Below are 18,156 nucleotides of genomic sequence, written 5' to 3'. Positions count from 1 at the left end.
CTCGCTCTTGAGCGTCTGGTCGCGCGCAGTCTAGATCAGATTGCCGGTGCTCTGCCGGAGCACGGCATGCCGAGCGGGGCTCGGCGGCGAACTGCCCGCCGAGCCCCGCTCCGTTGCCGCTGTCACCAGCGGATCGGCTGCCGACGGTCCTCCCCGACCATCTCGAAGTGGGCCGCCTTGCTGCCCATCCGGGACGCGAACCGCTCGCCCAGCACCTCGGCCACCTGGTTGAAGGACAGGTTCGTGGTGAAGAGGGTCGCCCGGCCGCTGTGCAGGCGGGCGTTCAGCAGCTCGGCCGTCTCGGTCCGCACGAAGGTCGTCGCGTACTCGTCCAGCTCGTTGCACAGGTCATCGAAGATGAGCAGGTCACACCGCTCGTAGTACTCCCGGACCTGGAGCGGGGTGAGACCGGACGGGGCCGAGTTCGGCCGCAGCCACGACAGATACCGGGAGTGCCCGACGAAGCGGACCATCAGCCCCTCCTCGACCCCGTACGCACCGGCCGCGGCCGCCGCGACGGTCTTCCCGGCGCCGATGTTGCCCGACATGATCGCGTTCAGGCGGGGCGCGCGCTTGAACTGGCGCTGGTGCTCCGGAAGCCGCATCTGCGCCCGGTTGTGGCGGCGCACGATGACCAGCGAGTCGACGAACTTCCGCAGCCGCTCGGGATGCTGCTCTTCCTCCAGCCGGTCCAGGCTGTACCGCTTGTAGTCCGCGTGCCCGGAGAGCGTCAGGCTGTTGAGCCACGCGCGCCGGTTCACCTGGAGCTGGTAGGTGTCCGTGCTGTCGGGGCGGTCTTCGAACCTCTGCGCGGCCGCGGGGTCCACGCCCCTGGACTGCAAGATCCGCATGACGCTCGCGACAGCCGAGTTGACGGCGGGTACGACGGGCTTCTCCGCCTCGGGGGCGGCCAGGGTCATGGCCATGTCGGCGCTCCTCTCGTCAGCGTCAGTCATCGTCGACAACGGCGAACTCGTCCTTGGGCGGCGCAGGTGGCCGCGCCGGGGCCGGTGCCGGATCGGTCTTCTTGCCCTTGGTCCACTGGTCGTCGTGGTACAGCCTCGGCCGCCCGGTACCGGACGGCACGTCCTGCACGCCGCTGACGTTCCGCAGCGCCCGCTCGAACGTGCTGCGGTGCGGAAGCCACTGGGCACCGCGCACGAGCGCGGCCATGATCATGTTGGGCTGGTACGGATGGGGCTTTGCCGCCAGGGCCTGACGAATCAGGGTCCGCACGCCGAGGAAGCCCCGCTGGGAGTCGCCCAGGTAGCTGGTCATCTTCTTGGCCTCGACGAGCTTCGGCGCTTCCACGTCCCACCAGCGGTGTGCGCCTTCGTCGGCGAGCTTGTCCAGGCGGATCTCCTCGGGCGTCTTCTCCTTCTTGCGGCTCGCGGGCTTGGGCTTCGGCGCCGGGGCGGGAGCAGGGGCGGCCGGCGCGGCCGGGGCCTGCGGCGCGGCCTTCTTCGCCGGGGCCGTCTTCTTGGCCGCGGGGCGCGCCGGCGGCGCGGGGTCGGCCTTCTTCGCGGCCTTCTTCGCGGCCTTGGCCTCCTTCATCTCCTGGACCTTCACGCGGTACCAGGCGTAGTACTCGGCCAGGTTCTTCGGGCCGTCATAGTCGTCCGGCGGCGTCTCGTGGATGAAGTAGATCTTCTTGACGCTGCCGTCCGGGCGCCGGTTGAGGCTGCCGTCCGGGCGCCGGTCCTCGTCGATGGTGATGGCCCCGGCCTTCGAGAGCTGCCGGAGGTACGGGTCGACGGACTGCTCGCGGGTCCAGCCGAGCATCATCGAGAGGGCGAGACGGGTCGGCCACACCTTGCCGTCGGTCCGGCTGACGTTGACGTGGGCCGCGAGCGCGTCGTACAGGGCCTTGGCCTGCGGGTCGAGGTCCGGGTGGACGGTGACCCACTCGGGCACCATCGTGAACGGCGCCGCGCGGCGGCCGGTGGCGATCCTCAGCTGCTCGTCGACGTCGGCGAGGTCCTGGTCGCTCACTTCGTGCCCTCCGTGGTCTCGTTGGGCATGCGCAGCCGGTAGGTGACGATGCGCCGGTCCGAGCCGTCCACGCGGTGCGGCTCGAAGGAGCGGTCCAGCAGGCCGGCGGCGACGAGCGCGGCGAGCGTGGGGCGGGCCGGGTGGTGATCGATGCTCAGCTTCTGCGCGAGCTGCCCGCACGTGTACCAGGTGTCCACCTCGACGTCGCGCGTCAGTCGGTAGAAGCGCCGGAAGGTGGTGTCGTTGATCTCCGGGGTGTCGGCGAGGTCGAGCAGGGCAAGGCGGATGTTCCTCGACGGTCTCACGGTGGTTCCTTGAGGCAGAGCCCAGCCCCCCGGGCGGGGGGCTGGGAGGGAGCGGATCAGGCTGCGGATGCGGAGCGGATCACCGCTCGGGCTCCGGAACCGGGTCGCTCTGCTGCTTCTCGTCGACGGGGGCGATCATCGGCAGCGCCTTCATGGCGCCCCCGAAGAGCTGTTCCATCACGGCCCGCACCGCAGCTCGCCCGCCCTCGGTCCAGGAAGGGCTGACGGAGATGGTTTCGCCGCCCGGGTCGTAGCCGACGCCCGGGATCGTCTCTCCGGTGCGCTTGTCGACGGCGGTCCCGGTCGCGGCGTGCCAGACCGCGTTCTTGAGCGTGGCCTTCTCGAAGGCCGGGTTGACGACGTACCGGACCTCGTTCTTCTCGTCGGCGAACTCCAGGAAGGCTTCCGGGTCCTCGACGAAGAAGGACGGCTTCCTGCGGGACTCCGTGAACGTGACGGCGAGCAGCCCGTCCAGGGACGCGGTCGTGCTGCGCAGACCCGGCGTGCTCTTGATGTACTCCTGGTTCGCCGCGATGTGGGGGTCGCAGACGCCGCCGAAGAACTCCTTGACCGCGTAGGCGACCATCGCGCGCTGCGCCAGTTCCTCCGCCGTGGGGGGCGTGGTCTCGTCGGTGCTCATGAGGTGTTCTGCCTTTCTGGGAAGCCGGTTCGCTCTTGCCGGCTGGGGGTGTGGATCGTGTGTCCCGGTCGCCTGCACGCCTATGGACGGAGTGAGACGCGATTTCGTTACACCAGACCCTGCGTACCTGCCCGCTCGGAACAGTCACGCTGAATAAACTGTACACCAAATTTATGCGAGCGGGGAAAGCTCCGCAGCCACCGCAGGACACAAACGCCCCCGCCCCTCTACGTTCCCCCGGCCTGCGAAAAGCCCGGTCACGGAACGCGCACCCGCGCCCGGGCCTCCAGGCCCGCCGCGCTCTGTCCGGACACACCCAGGGGCACGGCGGTACGGGGCAGGCGGCCCGGCCCGGCCATGACGGCACGTCCCGGTAGCGAGACGGGATGCCGCGGTTGAAGTCCGCGGGCTCGCTGGCCGGCCGCCGCCCCTCACCCCCGCCGCCGGTGCGCCGAACGGACCCGCGATGACCCTCCCCGCCCCCCGCTACATCACCTACGTCCCGCTCACCGATCTCCCCGCCGACCCGGCCAACCCCAAGGGCCACGAGATCGAGCGCGTCATCGCCTCCATCACCGACCACGGCTTCGTGGAGACCGTCGTCGCCGACGAGCGCACCGGCATGCTCATCGCCGGCCACGGCCGCCGCGAGGCCCTGATCGAGATGCAGATCCGCGGCCTGCCCCTGCCCGACGGCCTCCTCCTGGACGACGACGGCGGATGGCTCGTCCCCGTCACCCGCGGCTGGGCCTCCAAGGACGACCGCCAGGCCCGTGCCCTCCTGATCCTCCTCAACCGCCTCCCCGAGGCCGGCGGCTGGCTGCCCGGCCCGCTCGCCACCATCCTCGAAGACCTCGCCACCGCCGACCCCGACCTCCTCGACTCGCTGTGCTTCACCGACGACGAGATGGAGAACCTGCTCCGCCAGGTCGACCCCGAGACTCTGCCCCAGGGCCCCGACGGCACCAGCACCACCGACCACGACGACCTGTACAGCGGCGACGGCGGCCTCGCTGACAGCGGCGACGACGACCGCGCCACCAGCACGTGCTGCCCGGCCTGCGGACACGTCTTCTCGCCGGGACGCTAGGCCCCCCGCTGATCTAGGTTCCGGCCCATGCCTCGACGTAAAGACCGGCGCCGTGCCAGACCGCGCGCCCAGCTCCTCACCGCCGAGGTAGAAGCGCGGCTCATCGAGGCCACCCGCATGGGCCTGTCGGTCGACCTGGCCGCGGTCAACGCCGGCATCTCCCGCTCGACCTTCCTGCGCTGGCGCCGCATCGGCCACCACGAGCTCCAGGACCGCGAGAACGGCGCCGAGCCCAACCCCGAGAACGACCAGCTCGTCGACTTCTTCCAGAAGATCGAGCAGGCCCGGGCCAACGCCGCCTTCCAGGCCGCCTTCGACATCCGCCGCGCGGCCCGCGGCGGACTCGTCACCACCCACCGCAAGTTCGACCCCCACACCGGCAAGGTCATCGAGGAGACCATCACCACACCCCCCGACTGGCGGGCCGCCGCCTGGTACCTGGAGCGCCAGCACCGCAAGCAGTACGGCAAGGAAGACCACCTGGAGATCGAGCTCACCGGCGCCGCCGGCGGCCCGGTCGCCGTTCACAACCAGGGCGCCGACGACCTCGCCACCCGCCTGTCCGAGACCCTGTTCGCCCTCCAGTACCCCAACGCCGAGGACGAGCCCGAAACCTGAGCCCGCGACACAAGCACCCCCGGTACTCCACCGTGCTCCCTCCCAGCTCACCCGCGACGGAGGAAGCCGCACCCATGAAGATCATCTCCCGAGACACCTGGGGCGCCCGGCCCTGGCAGGGCACCCCCGACACCGTCTCGCCGGCCCAGCGCACCGAGTTCTACATCCACTACGACGGCGCGCACCCGATCACCCGCACCGGCTACGCCATCGTCCGCGCCATCGAGGCCGTGCACATCGGCCAGGGCTGGAGCGGGATCGGTTACAACTTCGTCGTGGACCAGGCGGGCAACGTCTACGAGGGCCGCGGCTGGAACCTCCAGGGCGCTCACTGCCCCGGCCACAACATCAGCGCGATCGGCGTGCAGATCGCCATCGGCGGCGACCAGGAGCCCAGCGCGGCCGCCCTCTCCGCCTGCCGCGCCCTGTACGAGGAGGCCAACCGCCGCTTCGGCCGCACCCTGGCCAAGCACGGCCACCGCGACGGCTTCGCGACCGCCTGCCCCGGCATGAAGCTCTACGCCTGGGTCCAGGCGGGCATGCCCGCCGGCGCCTACAAGCCCGCCCCGAACCCCGGCGGGGCGCTCCCCGGCGGCACCGGCCCCGACCTCGCCCGCTACCAGGTCACCATCAACGGTCTCCGGTACGGCTACGGCGCGAAGGGGGACCACGTGACGAAGGTCGGCCAGGCCCTGGTGAAGCGCGGCTTCGGCACCCACTACACCAGCGGCCCGGGCCCGGTCTGGACCGACGCCGACACCCGCAACTACGCGGCCTTCCAGCGCTCCCTCGGCCTCAAGGGCAAGGCGGCCGACGGCGTCCCCGGCGAGGACTCCCTCAAGAAGCTCCTCGGCACCCTGCCCGGCAAGGTCACCGTCAAGCCGACGCCGCCGTTCCCCGGCGCCGACCAGTTCGGCCCCGGCCGGACCAACAACCACATCAACCTGCTCGGCCAGCAGCTCGTGAAGAAGGGCTTCACCAAGCACTACACCAGCGGCCCGGGCCCGAAGTGGTCCGACGCCGACCGCAAGAACCTGCGCGACTTCCAGCTCTCCCGCCCCGAGCTGCGCGGCGACGCCGACGGGCTCCCTGGCCCGAAGACGTGGAAGGCGCTCTTCTCCTGACCTTCCCGGGGCCGTGCCGCTCAGGCACGGCCCCTCCCACCCCAGGGCCGGCCCGCGCGAGCAGGCCGGCCCTCCTTCACTTCCTGAAAGGCGCCCTCATGGCAGGCGAGACCGTCATCACCGTCGTCGGCAACCTGGTCGACGACCCGGAGCTCCGCTTCACTCCCTCCGGCACCGCGGTCGCGAAGTTCCGCGTCGCCTCCACCCCCCGCACCTTCGACCGCCAGACCAACGAATGGAAGGACGGCGAAGCGCTGTTCCTCTCCTGCTCCGTCTGGCGCCAGGCCGCGGAGAACGTCGCGGAATCGCTCCAGCGCGGAACGCGCGTGATCGTGCAGGGCCGGTTGAAACAGCGGTCCTACGAGGACAACCAGGGCGTCAAGCGCACGGTCTTCGAGCTGGACGTCGAAGCCGTAGGACCGGACTTGAACCGCGCGACGGCGAAGGTCACGAAGGCGCCGGCATCGCGCGCGCCCGGAACGACGCCCGCGGGCGGCACCGACCCCTGGACGAGGAGGCAGGAGCCGCCCTTCTAGCGCCGCCCGGCCTGCTCGGCTCCGGGTTTCTCCGGCCGTCCAACAACCTCGAAGGGCGGCCCGGTCGGGGTGGTTCCGGAGTGCTGATCGCCAGCGGCTCCTCCCGCCGCCGGCTCCTCGGACGGCCCTCCTGGAGGGAGAGCCGGTTCCGGGACGACTGAAGCGGTCGGAGTTGGCTCGGGGGGCAGCTCCTGAGCCGGCGGCGGGGTCGGGGCGGGGCTCAACGTGGCCGACGGCGTCGGCTCCGGCTCCGCCGTGGACGTGGACGTGGGCGTCGGCTCCGGCGTCGGCGTCGGCGTCGGCTCCGGCGTGGGCGTGGGCGTCGGCTCCGGCTCCGCCGTGGACGTGGACGTGGGCATCGGCTCCGGCGTCGGCGTCGGCTCCGGCGTGGGCGTGGGCGTGGGCGTCGGCTCCGGCGTGGGCGTGGGCGTCGGCGTCGGCTCCGGCGTCGGCTCCGGCGTCGGCGTGGGCGTGGGCGTGGGCGTGGGCGTCGGCTCCGGCGTCGGCGTGGGCGTCGGCGTCAACTTGGACGGCGGCGGCAGCGTGGGCCTGGGCGTGGGCGGCAGCGTCGGCGGCGGTGTAGTGGTCGGCTTGGGAGCCGGCGTGGAAGGCGGGACGGTCTCCCGGGGCTCCTCCTCGCCGGGGTCGGCCTGCCCATCAGGGGTAGCTTTCGCCTCCTCGCGGGGCTCGTCCGGCGCATCGACCACTATGGCGACTGCGTCATCGGCTCCGGCCTTCGCCTCGCCCGTGGCCGGCTCGGCAATGCCCAGCACCAGCTGCACCGCGCGCAGCAGCTGTTCGTCGGAATTGCTGGTGTCGTTCAGGCCGGACGCGAACGTCTCCTCGGTCACGCCCAGGGTGCCGAACGCCAGCGCCGCCAAGGGAGTGGGAAGCGGGGATCCCAGAGCCTGCGGATTGACCTTGGCGGTCTCGTTTCTCTCCAGGGCTGTCCGCCACTGCCTCAGCCGGATGGGGTCCGTGCCCCACAGCACGACTCGGCCATGACGCCACACGTTGTCATAGACCTCGCGGTTGGCGTCCTCGGCCACCCACGCCTGCGCGGCATTGTTGTCATGGAACACCCTGAACCCGATCTTCTCGTCCCGGTAGGAGAACGTGAAGACGGTGGACGTGCCGATGGACGCCTCGGAGGTCATGATCTCCCCGTCGGCGTCCACGCACTTCGCCTCGAACTCGCCGATCGGGTCACACACGATCTGGCCGTCCTTGACGATCTCCTTGAACAGCGGCAGGCCGTAGGTCTGCGAGGCTTCGGCATCCGCGCGGCTCAGGTAAGGAGCGCTCCTCGCGGGGCTGTTCCCGACCGCGGGGGCAAGGAAGTGCGCGGCGGCCGCGCCGAGGAGAACAGCCGGCGCAGCGACCGCGGCGAGCCGGGCCCACCGCGAGGCACGGAATTGCCGAGGGGGCGCTGGTACGAGAGGTTCGGCCGCGGCGCTGTCGGGCGCGGCCTCGAAGCGCGGGATGGAGCCGCTGTCGATGCCCAGCCGCTCGTTCATCTCGCGGATCTCGGGGCAGTGCGTGCGGATCAGGTGCTGCGCGCGAGGCAGGGAGATACCGGGCACGGCTTTCGTCAGCTTGTCGACGGCCGAGCCGAAGGACTGCGCTGGTGAGACGAAGACGTGAGTAACGCCCTCCTCGTCGTTCCAGGCGATGCAGTCCTTTCCTAGGTTTTCGCAGATGATGTTGAGGCGAGACCCGGTGTCGCCAGGTATCACGTACGGTCTCGGCTTTCCTGGCGGAGTCGTGCCGCGACGCGGGCGGCGATCTCCTCGACGCTCGCGTCGTCGAGCGGTTCGATGTCGACGACGCGCAGGCGTCCGCGCTCGCCGGTCTTGGCGGTGCGCACGTGGACCGCGGGGGCGGTGAGGTCTTCTTCGGCGTGGCCGGCGACGGGGTGGGCGCGACGGTCGGCGCGGCGCATCATCGCCTCGAAGGCGCGAGTGCGGCCGCCCTCGCTGATGGGACGGCGCGGTGTCATGGCGGCGGCGAGCGCGGCCAGCTCTTCCGTCTCGCGGTCTGCGGCTTTCTCGCCGGACAGGCAGCGGTCCAGTTTCTCCGCTCCGCTATCCCGACGCCCCAGCCACATCGTCTTTCTCCCTCAGCTCCATGTGTGATGCGTGCATTACATCGTCTTCCCCGGCATCTGGGGAAGCGGACAGCAAGTACAGCGCCGCCGTGGCGCTGGCCGGCAGCTCCTTGCGGAGTGCCTTGAGCGCGCGGTAGTGCAAGACCCGAATGGTACCCACCTTTCGGGCCATGACCTCCGCCGTCTGGGTCGGGGTGAGCCCGACCATCAGGCGCAGGCGGAGGACTTCGCGGTAGTCCGGCCGGAGGCGGTTGATCTTCTGGTTCAGGGCACGGCCGAGCTCGCTCCACTCCACCGTTTCCGCGGGGCCGAGGTCGTGGCTGGGCTGGTCGAAGCGCCAGGTCTCGGCGGGCTGCTCGTACCCGCGGTTGCGCATGGGCCGGTAGTGGTCGGTGCACGCGTTGTCGGCGATGCGGAAGACCCAGGACCAGACGCCGGCGCCGGTGTAGGTGTCGATCCGTTCGACCACGCGGGCGAAGGTGTCCTGGGCCAAGTCCTCTGCTGTCGCAGGGTCTTTGACCTTCGTTTCGAGGTAGCGGACGACGGGTTCGTACATGTGCTGGAAGAGGGTGGCGAGGCCGTCGCGGTCCTCGACGTCCTGCGCGGCGGCCATGGCGACGGCGTTGAGGTCCAGCCCCGGGTCGCAGCTGTGCGACTGCGTGCTGCTCGGGCTGGGCGTCTCACGCATCGGCTCCACTCCAGATGTCGGTCCTGTCGGAACGTCATCTTCCGACAGCTCCAGCGGCATGTGCCAGCGTCAATTAGAACGCAGAACCGAAAGTCAATGCTTCGCCCTAAAACGGTCAAAAGGTCAGGATGGGTTGTTCGCCCGTATTTGGGAGATAGTGAATCCGATGCGAACAAGGGCAAACGCGGCGTGAGCGCGGACGGTTCGCAGAAGAGCAGTTACGGAACCGTTACCCAATGGGTTGTCAGGTGTACCCCGCCTGTCTGACCGCCGCCAGGCAATTCACTCCGGCGCGCGGGCGTGAATCAGGGCCGCGCTACATTGGTGTGCACTATCGTGTCCGCAACGCACCGGGAAGAGCGACCCGGGCCCGGAAGGAGCGGCGCATGGACAGCGCCTCATCGTGGAGGAAGGCTCTCGACCGCCTCCCGTTCAAGCAGTGGCTCCCGGCCGAAGCCGTGCCGGAGCACACGGGGATCAACCCCGACGACGTCCCCACCCTGCTGCGCCGCGCGCGCCGGGCGGGCTCCCTCTGCACCGCCGGCTGCGGCAACGAGATGCAGGTCATGCGCGTCCGGCGGATCACGTGACCTCGATCGATAACCGGCCCCAGGCCCCTCGGCGTAGCCAGCGTCTTTTCACGCGCCAGGCCGAGGCCGCGCTTCCGCGCGGGCAGCGAGAATGAGGGGCCTGGGGCCGGTTATCGACTCCCAATGACGGTGCCTGCTGGCACGATGCACGCAGCCCCACCCGCCCGCTGATCCCAGGACGCCCGCCGTGACGAACTCCTTCACCGACTGGAGCCGCAGCACCCTTCGCCGCCTCGCCGCCGCGCGCGCCGCCGGCCACCACGCCGAGGCCGAGAGGGCCGTCGCCGAGCTGCGCGCGGCCTACACACGGCTCGGCGCCCGAGAGGTCGGCACCGAGGCGGAGCAGAACGCCTACCTCCTCGCTCGCCACACCCAGACCCCCGTCCCAGAGCTCGCCGCAGCGGGGATCGACTCCAACTCCATGCCCCTGCGTACCCGACAGGACGCCGCCGGCACCCCGCTCGCCTCCGAGACCGAGGCGTCTGCCGAGACCTCCCGCCGCATCAGCGATCTGTTCGCCGCGGCCGGCCCGCTGCGCGCCCCGTCCACCGCCCGGACGACGGCCGCGTACGTCGTCGAGCACCGGCCCGAGGACCACCAGGTCCACCAAGGCGCGCCGCTGCCCTGGGCGATCGTCGCCACGGCCGAGGGCGTCGCCGTGGCGTACCACGGCGACAAGGATCTCGCCGAGTACCAGGCCGAGAGGGCGAACGCGGCGTACGAGGCGAAGCGCGGCCAGAAGTGACGGCCCGCCACCGACTTGGGGGACGCGCGGTGACGGATGCGCCCGTCAGCGTGAGCCGAAGGTCTAGGCTGACCTCCGGGGCCCCTGCGTCCGCTATCCACAGGCGGGCGGACGACCGTCCCGACAAGACCACACCGAGAGACCAGAAAAGCCCCGCCGGGCTCAGCTGCGAGGAAAAAGGCCGCGAAACCTTGAGCAGCGAGCCCATCTGGCGGGGCATCTGGGAGACCCAGCAGGAGTACCAGGTCTCGATGAGCACCAATGTACCCGTCACACGACGGGGACACGCAACGGAAAGGCCCACCGGGCGGCGCGTCGTGCGCCGGCGTCCGGTGGGCCGTTGTGCGTTCGTGCTCTCGGTGTTCCCCGCTGCCTGTTCGTCGCTCCCCCTTGGGGTGGTCATGACCTAGCTTCCCCGGCGGCCGCCGGGCACCGGACCTTCCTACGGGTCCACCGCCCTCGTACCGCCTAGACCGCGGTCGTCACGATCGGGCTCCTACCCCCGAGCGCTGCCACGGCCCATTGCGCCGGACTCACCCGTCCGACGCGGAGATCCGGCCCAAGGACCGAATCTCCGAATTTCACACCAGCCCCGCCGAGGCGGGCTCTGTCGTGCCCGCACAAGGTGGCCGAGCACGGAGCCATGATGCCGCATGCCCGCGCGCGCTTCCAGCCCTCCCGGGCGGCGCGCCGCACAACAAGCCCGCCAGAAGCCGACAAATCGACCCACCGAGAGGCGCAACTCACCCTTTTCGCGCTCACCCATCCGGGCGCCCCGGAAGCACGTCCGATTCCCCTCCAGCACCAAGACGGCCTCGCCGGGGTGATGCTCGACCTGTCGCCGCGCGCGGAGCTCCGCGTGGACACCCGCGACGAGCTGGGGCGCTGGCTGCACGAGTACAAGGCGGTCCCCCTCGCCGGCTTCACGCCGAACGGGCGGCCCTACGCGCTGCACCTCACGGACGACCAGCACCGCTTCCGCTGGCTGGTGTTCGACCTCGACGCCAAGCTGGGGGGGGTCGGGCTGGATCTGGCCCGGCTGATCCGCTACCTCAACGAGGCCGGTCTGGTCTTCGTGATGGCCTCCTCGGGCCCGGCCGGCGGCCGCCACGTGTGGATCGCCGCCACCACCCCTTTGCCGCGCCGTCTCGTCCGGCTCATCAACGCGGCCGCCAAGAAGGTGCTGCCGACCCTCGACGCCGCCGTGCTGAACAACTCCGCGACTGGGGCCGTACGGCCCATCGGGTCGCCGCACCGCGACGGCGGCCGCGCGACCCTCATGTTCCCGGACACCGAGGCCGAGGCCGCCCGCCGACTCACGCCGGCGACGTGCGGCAACCCGATCGAGGCGTTCGAGCGCCTGGCGGTGCTCCTGGGAGCCGACCCCCGGGACGCCACCGTCGCCCCGCTCCAGCGCCGTTCCGCCGTCGTCCACGACCGGCTTGGCCCCCGCCTGGCGGGGATCCCCTCCACCCTCCTGGACACCGACACCGCGGCCGCTCTGCGGGCCGTCCCGGACGACGCGAGCCGCGCCCTCGCCTCGATCCTCGTCCGCCTGGCCGTCCGCCGCTGGACGTGGCCGATGGTCCAAGCGCTGCTGCGACAGAAGGAGTACCGCCGCGGTGCTCTCCTGCACGCCTGCACGCGGGGCCGCGCCGGCTACCGCATGCAGGTCTCCGAGGAGGCCGCCGAGCGACGCCTGGCCCGGCAGTGGAAGCGGTGTGTGGAGTTCGCCTCCCGGATGCCCGCGCGCGAGGACCACGAGGACGCCGCTCCCTGGAGCGACCGCCTGTGTGACGTCGTCGCCCTGGTCGTCGCGCTCCAGGCCGCCGCCGATGCGACGCCCGGCCGCTGGGCCATCGAGTCCGGGCCCGCCGACCGCGCGGTGCTCGACCTGCTGTGCATGTACGCCCTCAAGGCCGGCAAGCTCACCCTCGACATCGACATCCGAAGGGCCGCCCTCGCCACCGGACACGGCCGGTCCACGATGCACCGCGCCCTGATCCGGCTCGCCCTCGACAGGTTCATCGCCGCCCGCGAGAGCGTCGGGCCCGCCGGATCCTGGACCCTCCTCCCCCTCGACGACGAGCACCCCCTCGCCGCCGCGACCCCCCAACTTCCCCTCAGCGCCTGGGGTGGGACACAAGGACCCCGCCTATGGGTGGAGACCGCCCGCACCACCCTCCTGGGGAAGCTCCAGGAGCGCTTGGAGCAGGTACGGGCCGATGTCTTCTCCTACGGCCGGCTGGGGCACGGCCGAGCCCGCCGCCCCGGAGGGATCGGCCACCACGCGGCCAGGGTGTACGTGGCGCTCGCCGAACACCGGACGGCCCCGCTCACCGTCGACGAGCTCGTGGCCGCCACCGGGTACGAACGCCGCTGCGTGCGCCGGAAGCTGCTCAGGATGCAGGAGCTGATGGTCGTCGCCAGGGCCTCTCTCGTCCCCCACCACGAGTGCCCCACCTGCCACGCTGCTCCGGGGAGTCCGTGCCGGACATCAGCGGGGAGCACCCTGCCGAAGGGCGAGCGCCACACCCAGCGGACGGCCCTTGCGCAGGCCCGCGCAAAGGCCGGGCACTGGAGGCCGAGGGAAGTTGTCTGCCTGGTCCAAGCCGCCCAGACGATCGGCGTACACGGGACGGTCGCCCGCCGGGCCCGGTTCTACGCGGCGGAGGTCGAGCTGTGGAACTGGTGGCAGGACGAAGAGGAGTGGATGCGCAGCCCGAAGAAGGGGGTCCGCCGGGGCCCGAGCACGCACGAGGACCAGGGGGAGGTCGTCCTGACGACGCTGGGGCCGTGGCGGCAGCGTCGCCGGTACCCGCGGCAGGTGATCACCTCGGCTGACGGCCGGCGTCGACTCGGCAGGGCCGACCACAAGGCGGCCTGGGAGCGGGTCCTGAGGCGGATGCCCATGGCGTAGGGGCGTCCGCATTCCACTGGCTAACCCGGTGAAGCGAATCTCCTGCGTGCCCCGGAATCTGTCAGGTCGGACGCAAGCCGGGGGTCGGATGGGCTTCTGACGGCCGCTTCTCAACCAAGGCGGCGGACCGCGGCCCAGGTCTGGAAGCCGTCGGGAAGTACGGTCGAGCCGTACTCCTCGGTGAGCACGTGAGCGGCGTGGAGAACGCGTCCGGGTGCCGTGAAGAACGGGCCGGCGTCTTCTTCGACGGCGACGAAGACGTGCTCGTCGTCCATCCAGATCTGGCACCACAGGGTCGTTCCCCAGGCCTGCCGGGCTGCCGCCGACGCCGCCAGCTCGCCGAGGCAGACGAGGGCCCGGTGAGTCGTAACCTCGGCCCTGGGGTCGACCGAGCCACGGAAGAAGAGCGTGCGCAGCAGCATGCCGCCTGTCTCCCTGGCGTCAGCGGCGCTGTCGGGGCCTGCCGTGAGGCAGTAACGGCTGGAGCGCGCGGCGAGGAGCCGTCCGGCGTCGACGACGGTGCGGTCAGGCCGGAGGGCCACTCGTTGGGTCGGTGCACCCTGGCGCTCGCCAGTGCTGGCCAGGACGTTCGTCCGGGCGGTCAGGGCGCGGCGGAAGCCCATGGGCGGGTCCGGCGTCTCGGTCACTCTCTGTCTCGTTCCCACTGGCGGTAGATGAGCTGGCTGTGGCGGCCGGGGCCTTCGCCCCCTCGACCGTCCGTCGAACAATAGTTGACCAGCTCCGACCGGCGACCACATATGCCTATGGCATAGTCAACTATTGTTCGACCTCCTCCCATGAGAGCAGCAATCGCGCCATGCCCCATACCCACAGCCAGTCACCCGAGGGTGAGAGCAGCCCGGTGCCGGCTCCTGGCCCCGGCTCCTCGTTCGCCCACCGGCTGAACTACCTCTTCGACAACCTGAGGCCGAGCGTCAGCGACAAGGACTACCGGAAGAAGGCGACATCGACCGGCGAGTTCACCAACGGCTGGGTCGCCAAGGTCGCCTCCGAGCTGGGCCCGACGAGCATCACCTCGACGTACATCAAGCAGCTTCGGGACCCGGCCGAGTCGAAGAACCCTAGCGGCAAAATCATCCAAACCCTGGCGAACTTCTTCGAGGTGAAGCCGAGCTACTTCCTCGACGACGATGTCGCGCAGTCGATCGTCGGACAGTTCGACCTGGTGAGGAAGCTGAACGACCAGGGTGTGGCGCAGATAGCCCTCCGGGCCGCCGCCTTGTCGCCGGCGAACAAGAAGAACGTGCTCGCGCTGATCGAGCAGGTCCGGAAGATGGAGGGGCTACCCCCCACTCCCGAGGAACTGGCGTAATACTTGAACGCGTTCAAATGTCGATGCAAACGGGCACAGCCGCGGAGGGGAAAACCATGTGGAAGTCGTGGCGCCGACAGCGCCCCTCCCGCGTAGAGCCGGACGAAGGACGCCGGGAAGCACGAGAGTTCGTGACCAGCCTCTGCCTGCCGCCGGCGAACAGCGTCCGCCAGCTGATTCCCTTCGTCGAGAACTACACCGGGCGGCCGATCCGGCTGGTCCCGGTCACGGACCGGGACACCCTGCCCGATCTGGGAGAAGGCTCCACCCCGTGCGGTATGTGGCTGGCCCTCGACCGCACCGACAACATCTTCTACGACGCGTTGACCAGCACGGCCCACCAGGACCTCATCATCGGCCACGAGCTCGCACACATCCTCCGCGAGGCCAAAGAGCTCGCCGACAAGGCGGAAGCTGACAAACTTTCCGGCCTCGGCGACCTCGGCGGACTCCTCCCGGACATGACGCCGAACATGATCAAGATGCTGCTCGCCGCTCGCGGCCGCACCCGGTACTCCGTACCGACGGAGGCGGACGCCGAGCACATCGGCTCGATGCTCACGGAGCACGTCAACTCCAGCTCCCGCCGGGGCCCCGCGCACAGCGACGACCCGATCTCCCGCACGCTCCTGAGAAGGCCGACCCAGTGAAAGACCTCCTCCACCCCCTGTGCCTGGTCCTTGCCGGCACAGGCTTCCTCGTCCTGCTCCGAGACCTGGTCCGCGACCGCCGTACCGACCCGGCCCTCGGAGCGCTGGCCTGGGCATTCCTCGCCTCGGCGCTGAGCTACGCCGTCTCCATGACCTGGGTCTGGATCCGGGTCGACGACTTCTTCGGCGTGACGAACATCGTCGTCCCGATCGCCCAGGGCCTCGTGATCGTGGTCCTCACGCTCCAGAGCATCGTCCTGGCCTACTGGTCCCGGCCCGCAGAACAGGCCCGCCGCCGCGCCCAACACCTGCTGATCGCGGCCGCCACGGTCATCTCCGCGATGGCAATCCTCTTCGCGCTGCTCACCCCGGCCACACAGCGGCCCGTGGACTTCGCGCTCTACTACGCCCACGACCCCTTCTACCAGGCGTACGTGCTGCTCTACTTCGGCACGTACTCGGCTGCCGAGATCTACCTCGCCCGGTCCTGCTGGAAGTACGCACGTACCGCTGCCCCCTCCATCGCCTTCGGCCTACGTCTCGTCGCCGTCGGCGCCACCATCACCCTCGGGTACAGCGGCATCCGCATCGCCGGCATCATCGGCGCCGAGGCCGGATTCAGCGTCAGCCACCTCAACGGGTTCGCCTGGGCCTGCGGCGACATCGGGGCCGCCCTGACCCAGGTCGGCTTCTTCTTCCCGGTCATCGCCGCCCGGACCAACACCGCCTTCGCCCTGGTCCGCGAGCACTACACCTACGCCCGGCTCGGCAACCTGTGGGCCACCCTGGTCCGCACCGACCCCAGCGTCGTCCTCCAGCCGCCGGTCTCCCAGCGCCAGTACCTGCGCGAGCAGAGGGGCCTCCACTACGAGCTCATCCGGCGCCGCGTCGAGATCCGAGACGCCATGATCACGCTCCGCCCCTACCTCAGCACCGCAGACCGCCGCGCCATCGAGGAGCGCCGCCGCCGCCCCTGGCGGTTCGGCCGCCGGCTCACCGCCGCCGTCACCGCCGACCAGGTCCAGCGCGCCCTCGTCCTCCACGCCCAGGGCACACCGGTCGACGACCCCACCGAGTACGCCGACCGCGCGCTAGCCCTCGACACTGTCCGCGCCGAGGAACTACACCTCCTGCGCGTCGCCAGCTTCTTCTGCGCGCCGCCGCAGCTCGCCCCCTCCGCTTCTTCCACCGGCACAACCTCTTCAGGAGCACGCACTTGATGTCCCGCCGCACTCTCCTCGCCGCGTCCGCGGCCGTCGCCGGCGCCCTCGGCATAGCCCGCCCGGCCACCGCCGCCGAGGAAGGCAGCGCCGCCCGCGCCGCCACCCCGCTCTACCTCGCCCCCGCGCGCCAGCAGCTCACCGCCCTGCGCAACGGCTACATCACCAGCCGGGCCCTGCTCGAACAGCTCCTCGCGCACCACGCCAAGTTCAACCCGAGCCTGAACGCGGTCGCCACCCTCGACGCGGCCGCCGCCCGCGCGGCCGCCGACAAGGCCGACCAGTACCTCGCGAGCACCGGCCGGACTCTCGGCCCGCTCCACGGCCTGCCGATGACCGTCAAGGACGCCCTGGAGACGAAGGGGCTGAGGACGACCTGCGGCTCCCCCGACCTCACCGACCACATTCCGACAGCCGATGCCGACGCCGTCGCGCTCCTGCGCACCGCCGGCGCCGTCATCATCGGCAAGACGAACGTCCCGGTCATGTGCCAGGACATCCAGACGAGCAACCCGATCTTCGGCACGACGAAGAACCCCTTCGCCGCCGACCGCACCGCCGGCGGCTCCTCCGGCGGCCCCGCGGCCGCCGTCGCCGCAGGCCTGTCCTCCCTCGAAGTCGGCTCCGACCTCGCCGGATCGCTCCGTCTCCCGGCCGCCTACTGCGGCGTCTACGCCCTGCGCACCAGCCGCGGCACCTCCCCCATCGTGCCGACGCGCGGTCACATCCCGCGCCCGCCCGGCTGGCTCACCAGCAGCGACATGCTCGCCCTCGGCCCGATCGCCCGCACGCCCGCCGACCTCGACCTCCTCCTGGACGTCCTCGCCGCCCCGGCCCCGGCCGACGCCTCCGCCTGGCAGATCAACCTCCCGGCGGCCACGAAGACGTGCCTGAACCAGTACCGGATCGGGATCTGGGCCGATGACGCGTACTGCCGCGTCGGCGCCGACGTCCGCGGCCTGCTCGCCACCGTCGCCCAGGCCGTGCGCACCGCCGGCGCCCGCGTCGACGACACCACCCGCCCGGTGGACTTCGCCGCGAGCGACAAGCTGTTCCAGCGCCTGATGTACGCGACGTCCGCCGCCAGCTCCACCGACGCGGCGTTCGCCGGCGAGGTCGCGGCCGCCGACGCCCTCGCCGACGACGACCCGAGCGCCCTCTACCTCAAGAGCCGCACGATGCGGCACCGCGACTGGGCGCGCGCCGACGAGGACCGGCAGAAGCTCCGCGCCACCTGGGCGACGTACTTCGAGACCCACGACCTCCTCATCACCCCCGCGGCCCCGACCGCCGCCGTCCTCGACCAGACCTCCGTCCCGGTCCCCCAGCGGTACATCACCGTCGACGGCCAGAAGCGCTCGTACTACGACCAGACCGCGTGGATCAACCTCGCCGGCCCGGTCGGACTCCCCTCGCTCATCGTCCCCGCCGGCCAGACCGCCGATGGCCTGCCGCTGGCCATCCAGCTCATCGGCCCGCACCTGACCGACCGCACCCTCATCTCCGTCGCCCAGCTCCTCGCGAGCGTCCTCCCGACCGCCCCGAAGGCCCCGGCGCTCGCCGGATAGCCCAGGGCGCAGACCCGGCGGTCCGGCCCT

General features: G+C 71.0%; 18 protein-coding genes and 1 pseudogene. 11 read left to right on the top strand and 8 right to left on the bottom strand.

Annotated features, from left to right (window positions below; all coding sequences use genetic code 11):
• Window positions 1-122 precede the first annotated feature (122 nt).
• The 4 genes from ACFW6A_RS24705 to ACFW6A_RS24690 form a co-directional block, all read right to left on the bottom strand.
• A complete protein-coding gene (locus tag ACFW6A_RS24705; RefSeq protein WP_386642941.1) occupies window positions 123-926 on the bottom strand; it encodes an ATP-binding protein in 804 nt (267 codons plus the stop codon).
• 22 nt (window positions 927-948) lie between these two features.
• The gene (locus ACFW6A_RS24700; protein ID WP_386642938.1) at window positions 949-1,992 is read right to left on the bottom strand and encodes a hypothetical protein; all 1,044 of its coding nucleotides are present in this window, start codon (window positions 1,990-1,992) and stop codon (window positions 949-951) included.
• On the bottom strand, window positions 1,989-2,297 hold the full coding sequence (locus tag ACFW6A_RS24695) for a hypothetical protein (protein ID WP_386642936.1): 309 nt from the start codon (window positions 2,295-2,297) through the stop codon (window positions 1,989-1,991). The genes ACFW6A_RS24700 and ACFW6A_RS24695 overlap by 4 nt, the downstream gene beginning before the upstream one ends.
• Window positions 2,298-2,376: 79 nt before the next feature.
• Window positions 2,377-2,937 carry a hypothetical protein gene (locus ACFW6A_RS24690; RefSeq protein ID WP_386642933.1) on the bottom strand — a complete coding sequence of 187 codons (561 nt, stop codon included), beginning with the start codon at window positions 2,935-2,937 and terminating at the stop codon, window positions 2,377-2,379.
• Between the two features lie 466 nt (window positions 2,938-3,403).
• On the opposite strand from ACFW6A_RS24690, the gene ACFW6A_RS24685 reads away from it, so the two are divergent.
• The 4 genes and pseudogenes from ACFW6A_RS24685 to ACFW6A_RS24670 form a co-directional block, all read left to right on the top strand.
• Window positions 3,404-4,027, top strand: a complete 624-nt coding sequence (locus ACFW6A_RS24685) for a ParB N-terminal domain-containing protein (protein ID WP_386642930.1) — start codon at window positions 3,404-3,406, stop codon at window positions 4,025-4,027.
• Between the two features lie 27 nt (window positions 4,028-4,054).
• Window positions 4,055-4,645 (top strand): hypothetical protein, encoded by a 591-nt coding sequence (locus ACFW6A_RS24680; protein ID WP_386642927.1) that lies wholly within the window; start codon window positions 4,055-4,057, stop codon window positions 4,643-4,645.
• Window positions 4,646-4,719: 74 nt separating this feature from the next.
• A complete protein-coding gene (locus ACFW6A_RS24675; protein ID WP_386642924.1) occupies window positions 4,720-5,769 on the top strand; it encodes a peptidoglycan-binding protein in 1,050 nt (349 codons plus the stop codon).
• Between the two features lie 98 nt (window positions 5,770-5,867).
• Window positions 5,868-6,266, top strand: a pseudogene (locus ACFW6A_RS24670) (single-stranded DNA-binding protein); the annotation flags it as partial.
• A gap of 35 nt (window positions 6,267-6,301) precedes the next feature.
• Here ACFW6A_RS24670 and ACFW6A_RS24665 read toward each other — a convergent pair.
• The 3 genes from ACFW6A_RS24665 to ACFW6A_RS24655 are packed head-to-tail and all read right to left on the bottom strand — an operon-like array spanning window position 6,302 to window position 9,160.
• Window positions 6,302-8,041: a hypothetical protein gene (locus ACFW6A_RS24665; RefSeq protein ID WP_386642921.1), complete on the bottom strand. Its 1,740-nt coding sequence runs from the start codon at window positions 8,039-8,041 to the stop codon at window positions 6,302-6,304.
• Complete coding sequence (locus ACFW6A_RS24660; protein WP_386642918.1) at window positions 8,038-8,412, bottom strand: hypothetical protein; 375 nt, start codon at window positions 8,410-8,412, stop codon at window positions 8,038-8,040. The genes ACFW6A_RS24665 and ACFW6A_RS24660 overlap by 4 nt, the downstream gene beginning before the upstream one ends.
• Entirely contained in the window at window positions 8,390-9,160 is a 771-nt protein-coding gene (locus ACFW6A_RS24655) for an RNA polymerase sigma factor (RefSeq protein ID WP_386642915.1), read from the bottom strand. Before ACFW6A_RS24655 ends, ACFW6A_RS24660 begins: the two co-directional genes overlap by 23 nt.
• Window positions 9,161-9,486: 326 nt before the next feature.
• Here ACFW6A_RS24655 and ACFW6A_RS24650 point away from each other — a divergent pair, with 326 nt between their 5' ends.
• The 3 genes from ACFW6A_RS24650 to ACFW6A_RS24640 all read left to right on the top strand — a co-directional run bounded on the left by ACFW6A_RS24650 (window position 9,487) and on the right by ACFW6A_RS24640 (window position 13,355).
• Entirely contained in the window at window positions 9,487-9,690 is a 204-nt protein-coding gene (locus ACFW6A_RS24650; protein ID WP_386642912.1) for a hypothetical protein, read from the top strand.
• Window positions 9,691-9,877: 187 nt separating this feature from the next.
• Entirely contained in the window at window positions 9,878-10,435 is a 558-nt protein-coding gene (locus ACFW6A_RS24645; protein ID WP_386642909.1) for a hypothetical protein, read from the top strand.
• Between the two features lie 859 nt (window positions 10,436-11,294).
• The gene (locus tag ACFW6A_RS24640; protein WP_386642906.1) at window positions 11,295-13,355 is read left to right on the top strand and encodes a hypothetical protein; all 2,061 of its coding nucleotides are present in this window, start codon (window positions 11,295-11,297) and stop codon (window positions 13,353-13,355) included.
• Window positions 13,356-13,465: 110 nt separating this feature from the next.
• On the opposite strand, the gene ACFW6A_RS24635 is transcribed toward ACFW6A_RS24640, so the two are convergent.
• On the bottom strand, window positions 13,466-14,002 hold the full coding sequence (locus ACFW6A_RS24635) for a hypothetical protein (RefSeq protein WP_386642903.1): 537 nt from the start codon (window positions 14,000-14,002) through the stop codon (window positions 13,466-13,468).
• A 215-nt stretch (window positions 14,003-14,217) separates the two neighbouring features.
• On the opposite strand from ACFW6A_RS24635, the gene ACFW6A_RS24630 reads away from it, so the two are divergent.
• The 4 genes from ACFW6A_RS24630 to ACFW6A_RS24615 all read left to right on the top strand — a co-directional run bounded on the left by ACFW6A_RS24630 (window position 14,218) and on the right by ACFW6A_RS24615 (window position 18,126).
• Window positions 14,218-14,688: a hypothetical protein gene (locus ACFW6A_RS24630; protein WP_386642900.1), complete on the top strand. Its 471-nt coding sequence runs from the start codon at window positions 14,218-14,220 to the stop codon at window positions 14,686-14,688.
• Window positions 14,689-14,819: 131 nt separating this feature from the next.
• A complete protein-coding gene (locus tag ACFW6A_RS24625) occupies window positions 14,820-15,338 on the top strand; it encodes a hypothetical protein (protein ID WP_386642897.1) in 519 nt (172 codons plus the stop codon).
• Window positions 15,335-16,558, top strand: a complete 1,224-nt coding sequence (locus ACFW6A_RS24620; protein WP_386642894.1) for an MAB_1171c family putative transporter — start codon at window positions 15,335-15,337, stop codon at window positions 16,556-16,558. The genes ACFW6A_RS24625 and ACFW6A_RS24620 overlap by 4 nt, the downstream gene beginning before the upstream one ends.
• Window positions 16,558-18,126, top strand: a complete 1,569-nt coding sequence (locus ACFW6A_RS24615; protein ID WP_386642891.1) for an amidase family protein — start codon at window positions 16,558-16,560, stop codon at window positions 18,124-18,126. Before ACFW6A_RS24620 ends, ACFW6A_RS24615 begins: the two co-directional genes overlap by 1 nt.
• Window positions 18,127-18,156 lie beyond the last annotated feature (30 nt).

This window comes from Streptomyces sp. NPDC058758 (assembly GCF_042746075.1).
GTDB lineage: Bacteria > Actinomycetota > Actinomycetes > Streptomycetales > Streptomycetaceae > Streptomyces.
Note: the sequence above shows the minus strand (reverse complement) of the source record. Positions and strands in the feature narration are given on the sequence as shown.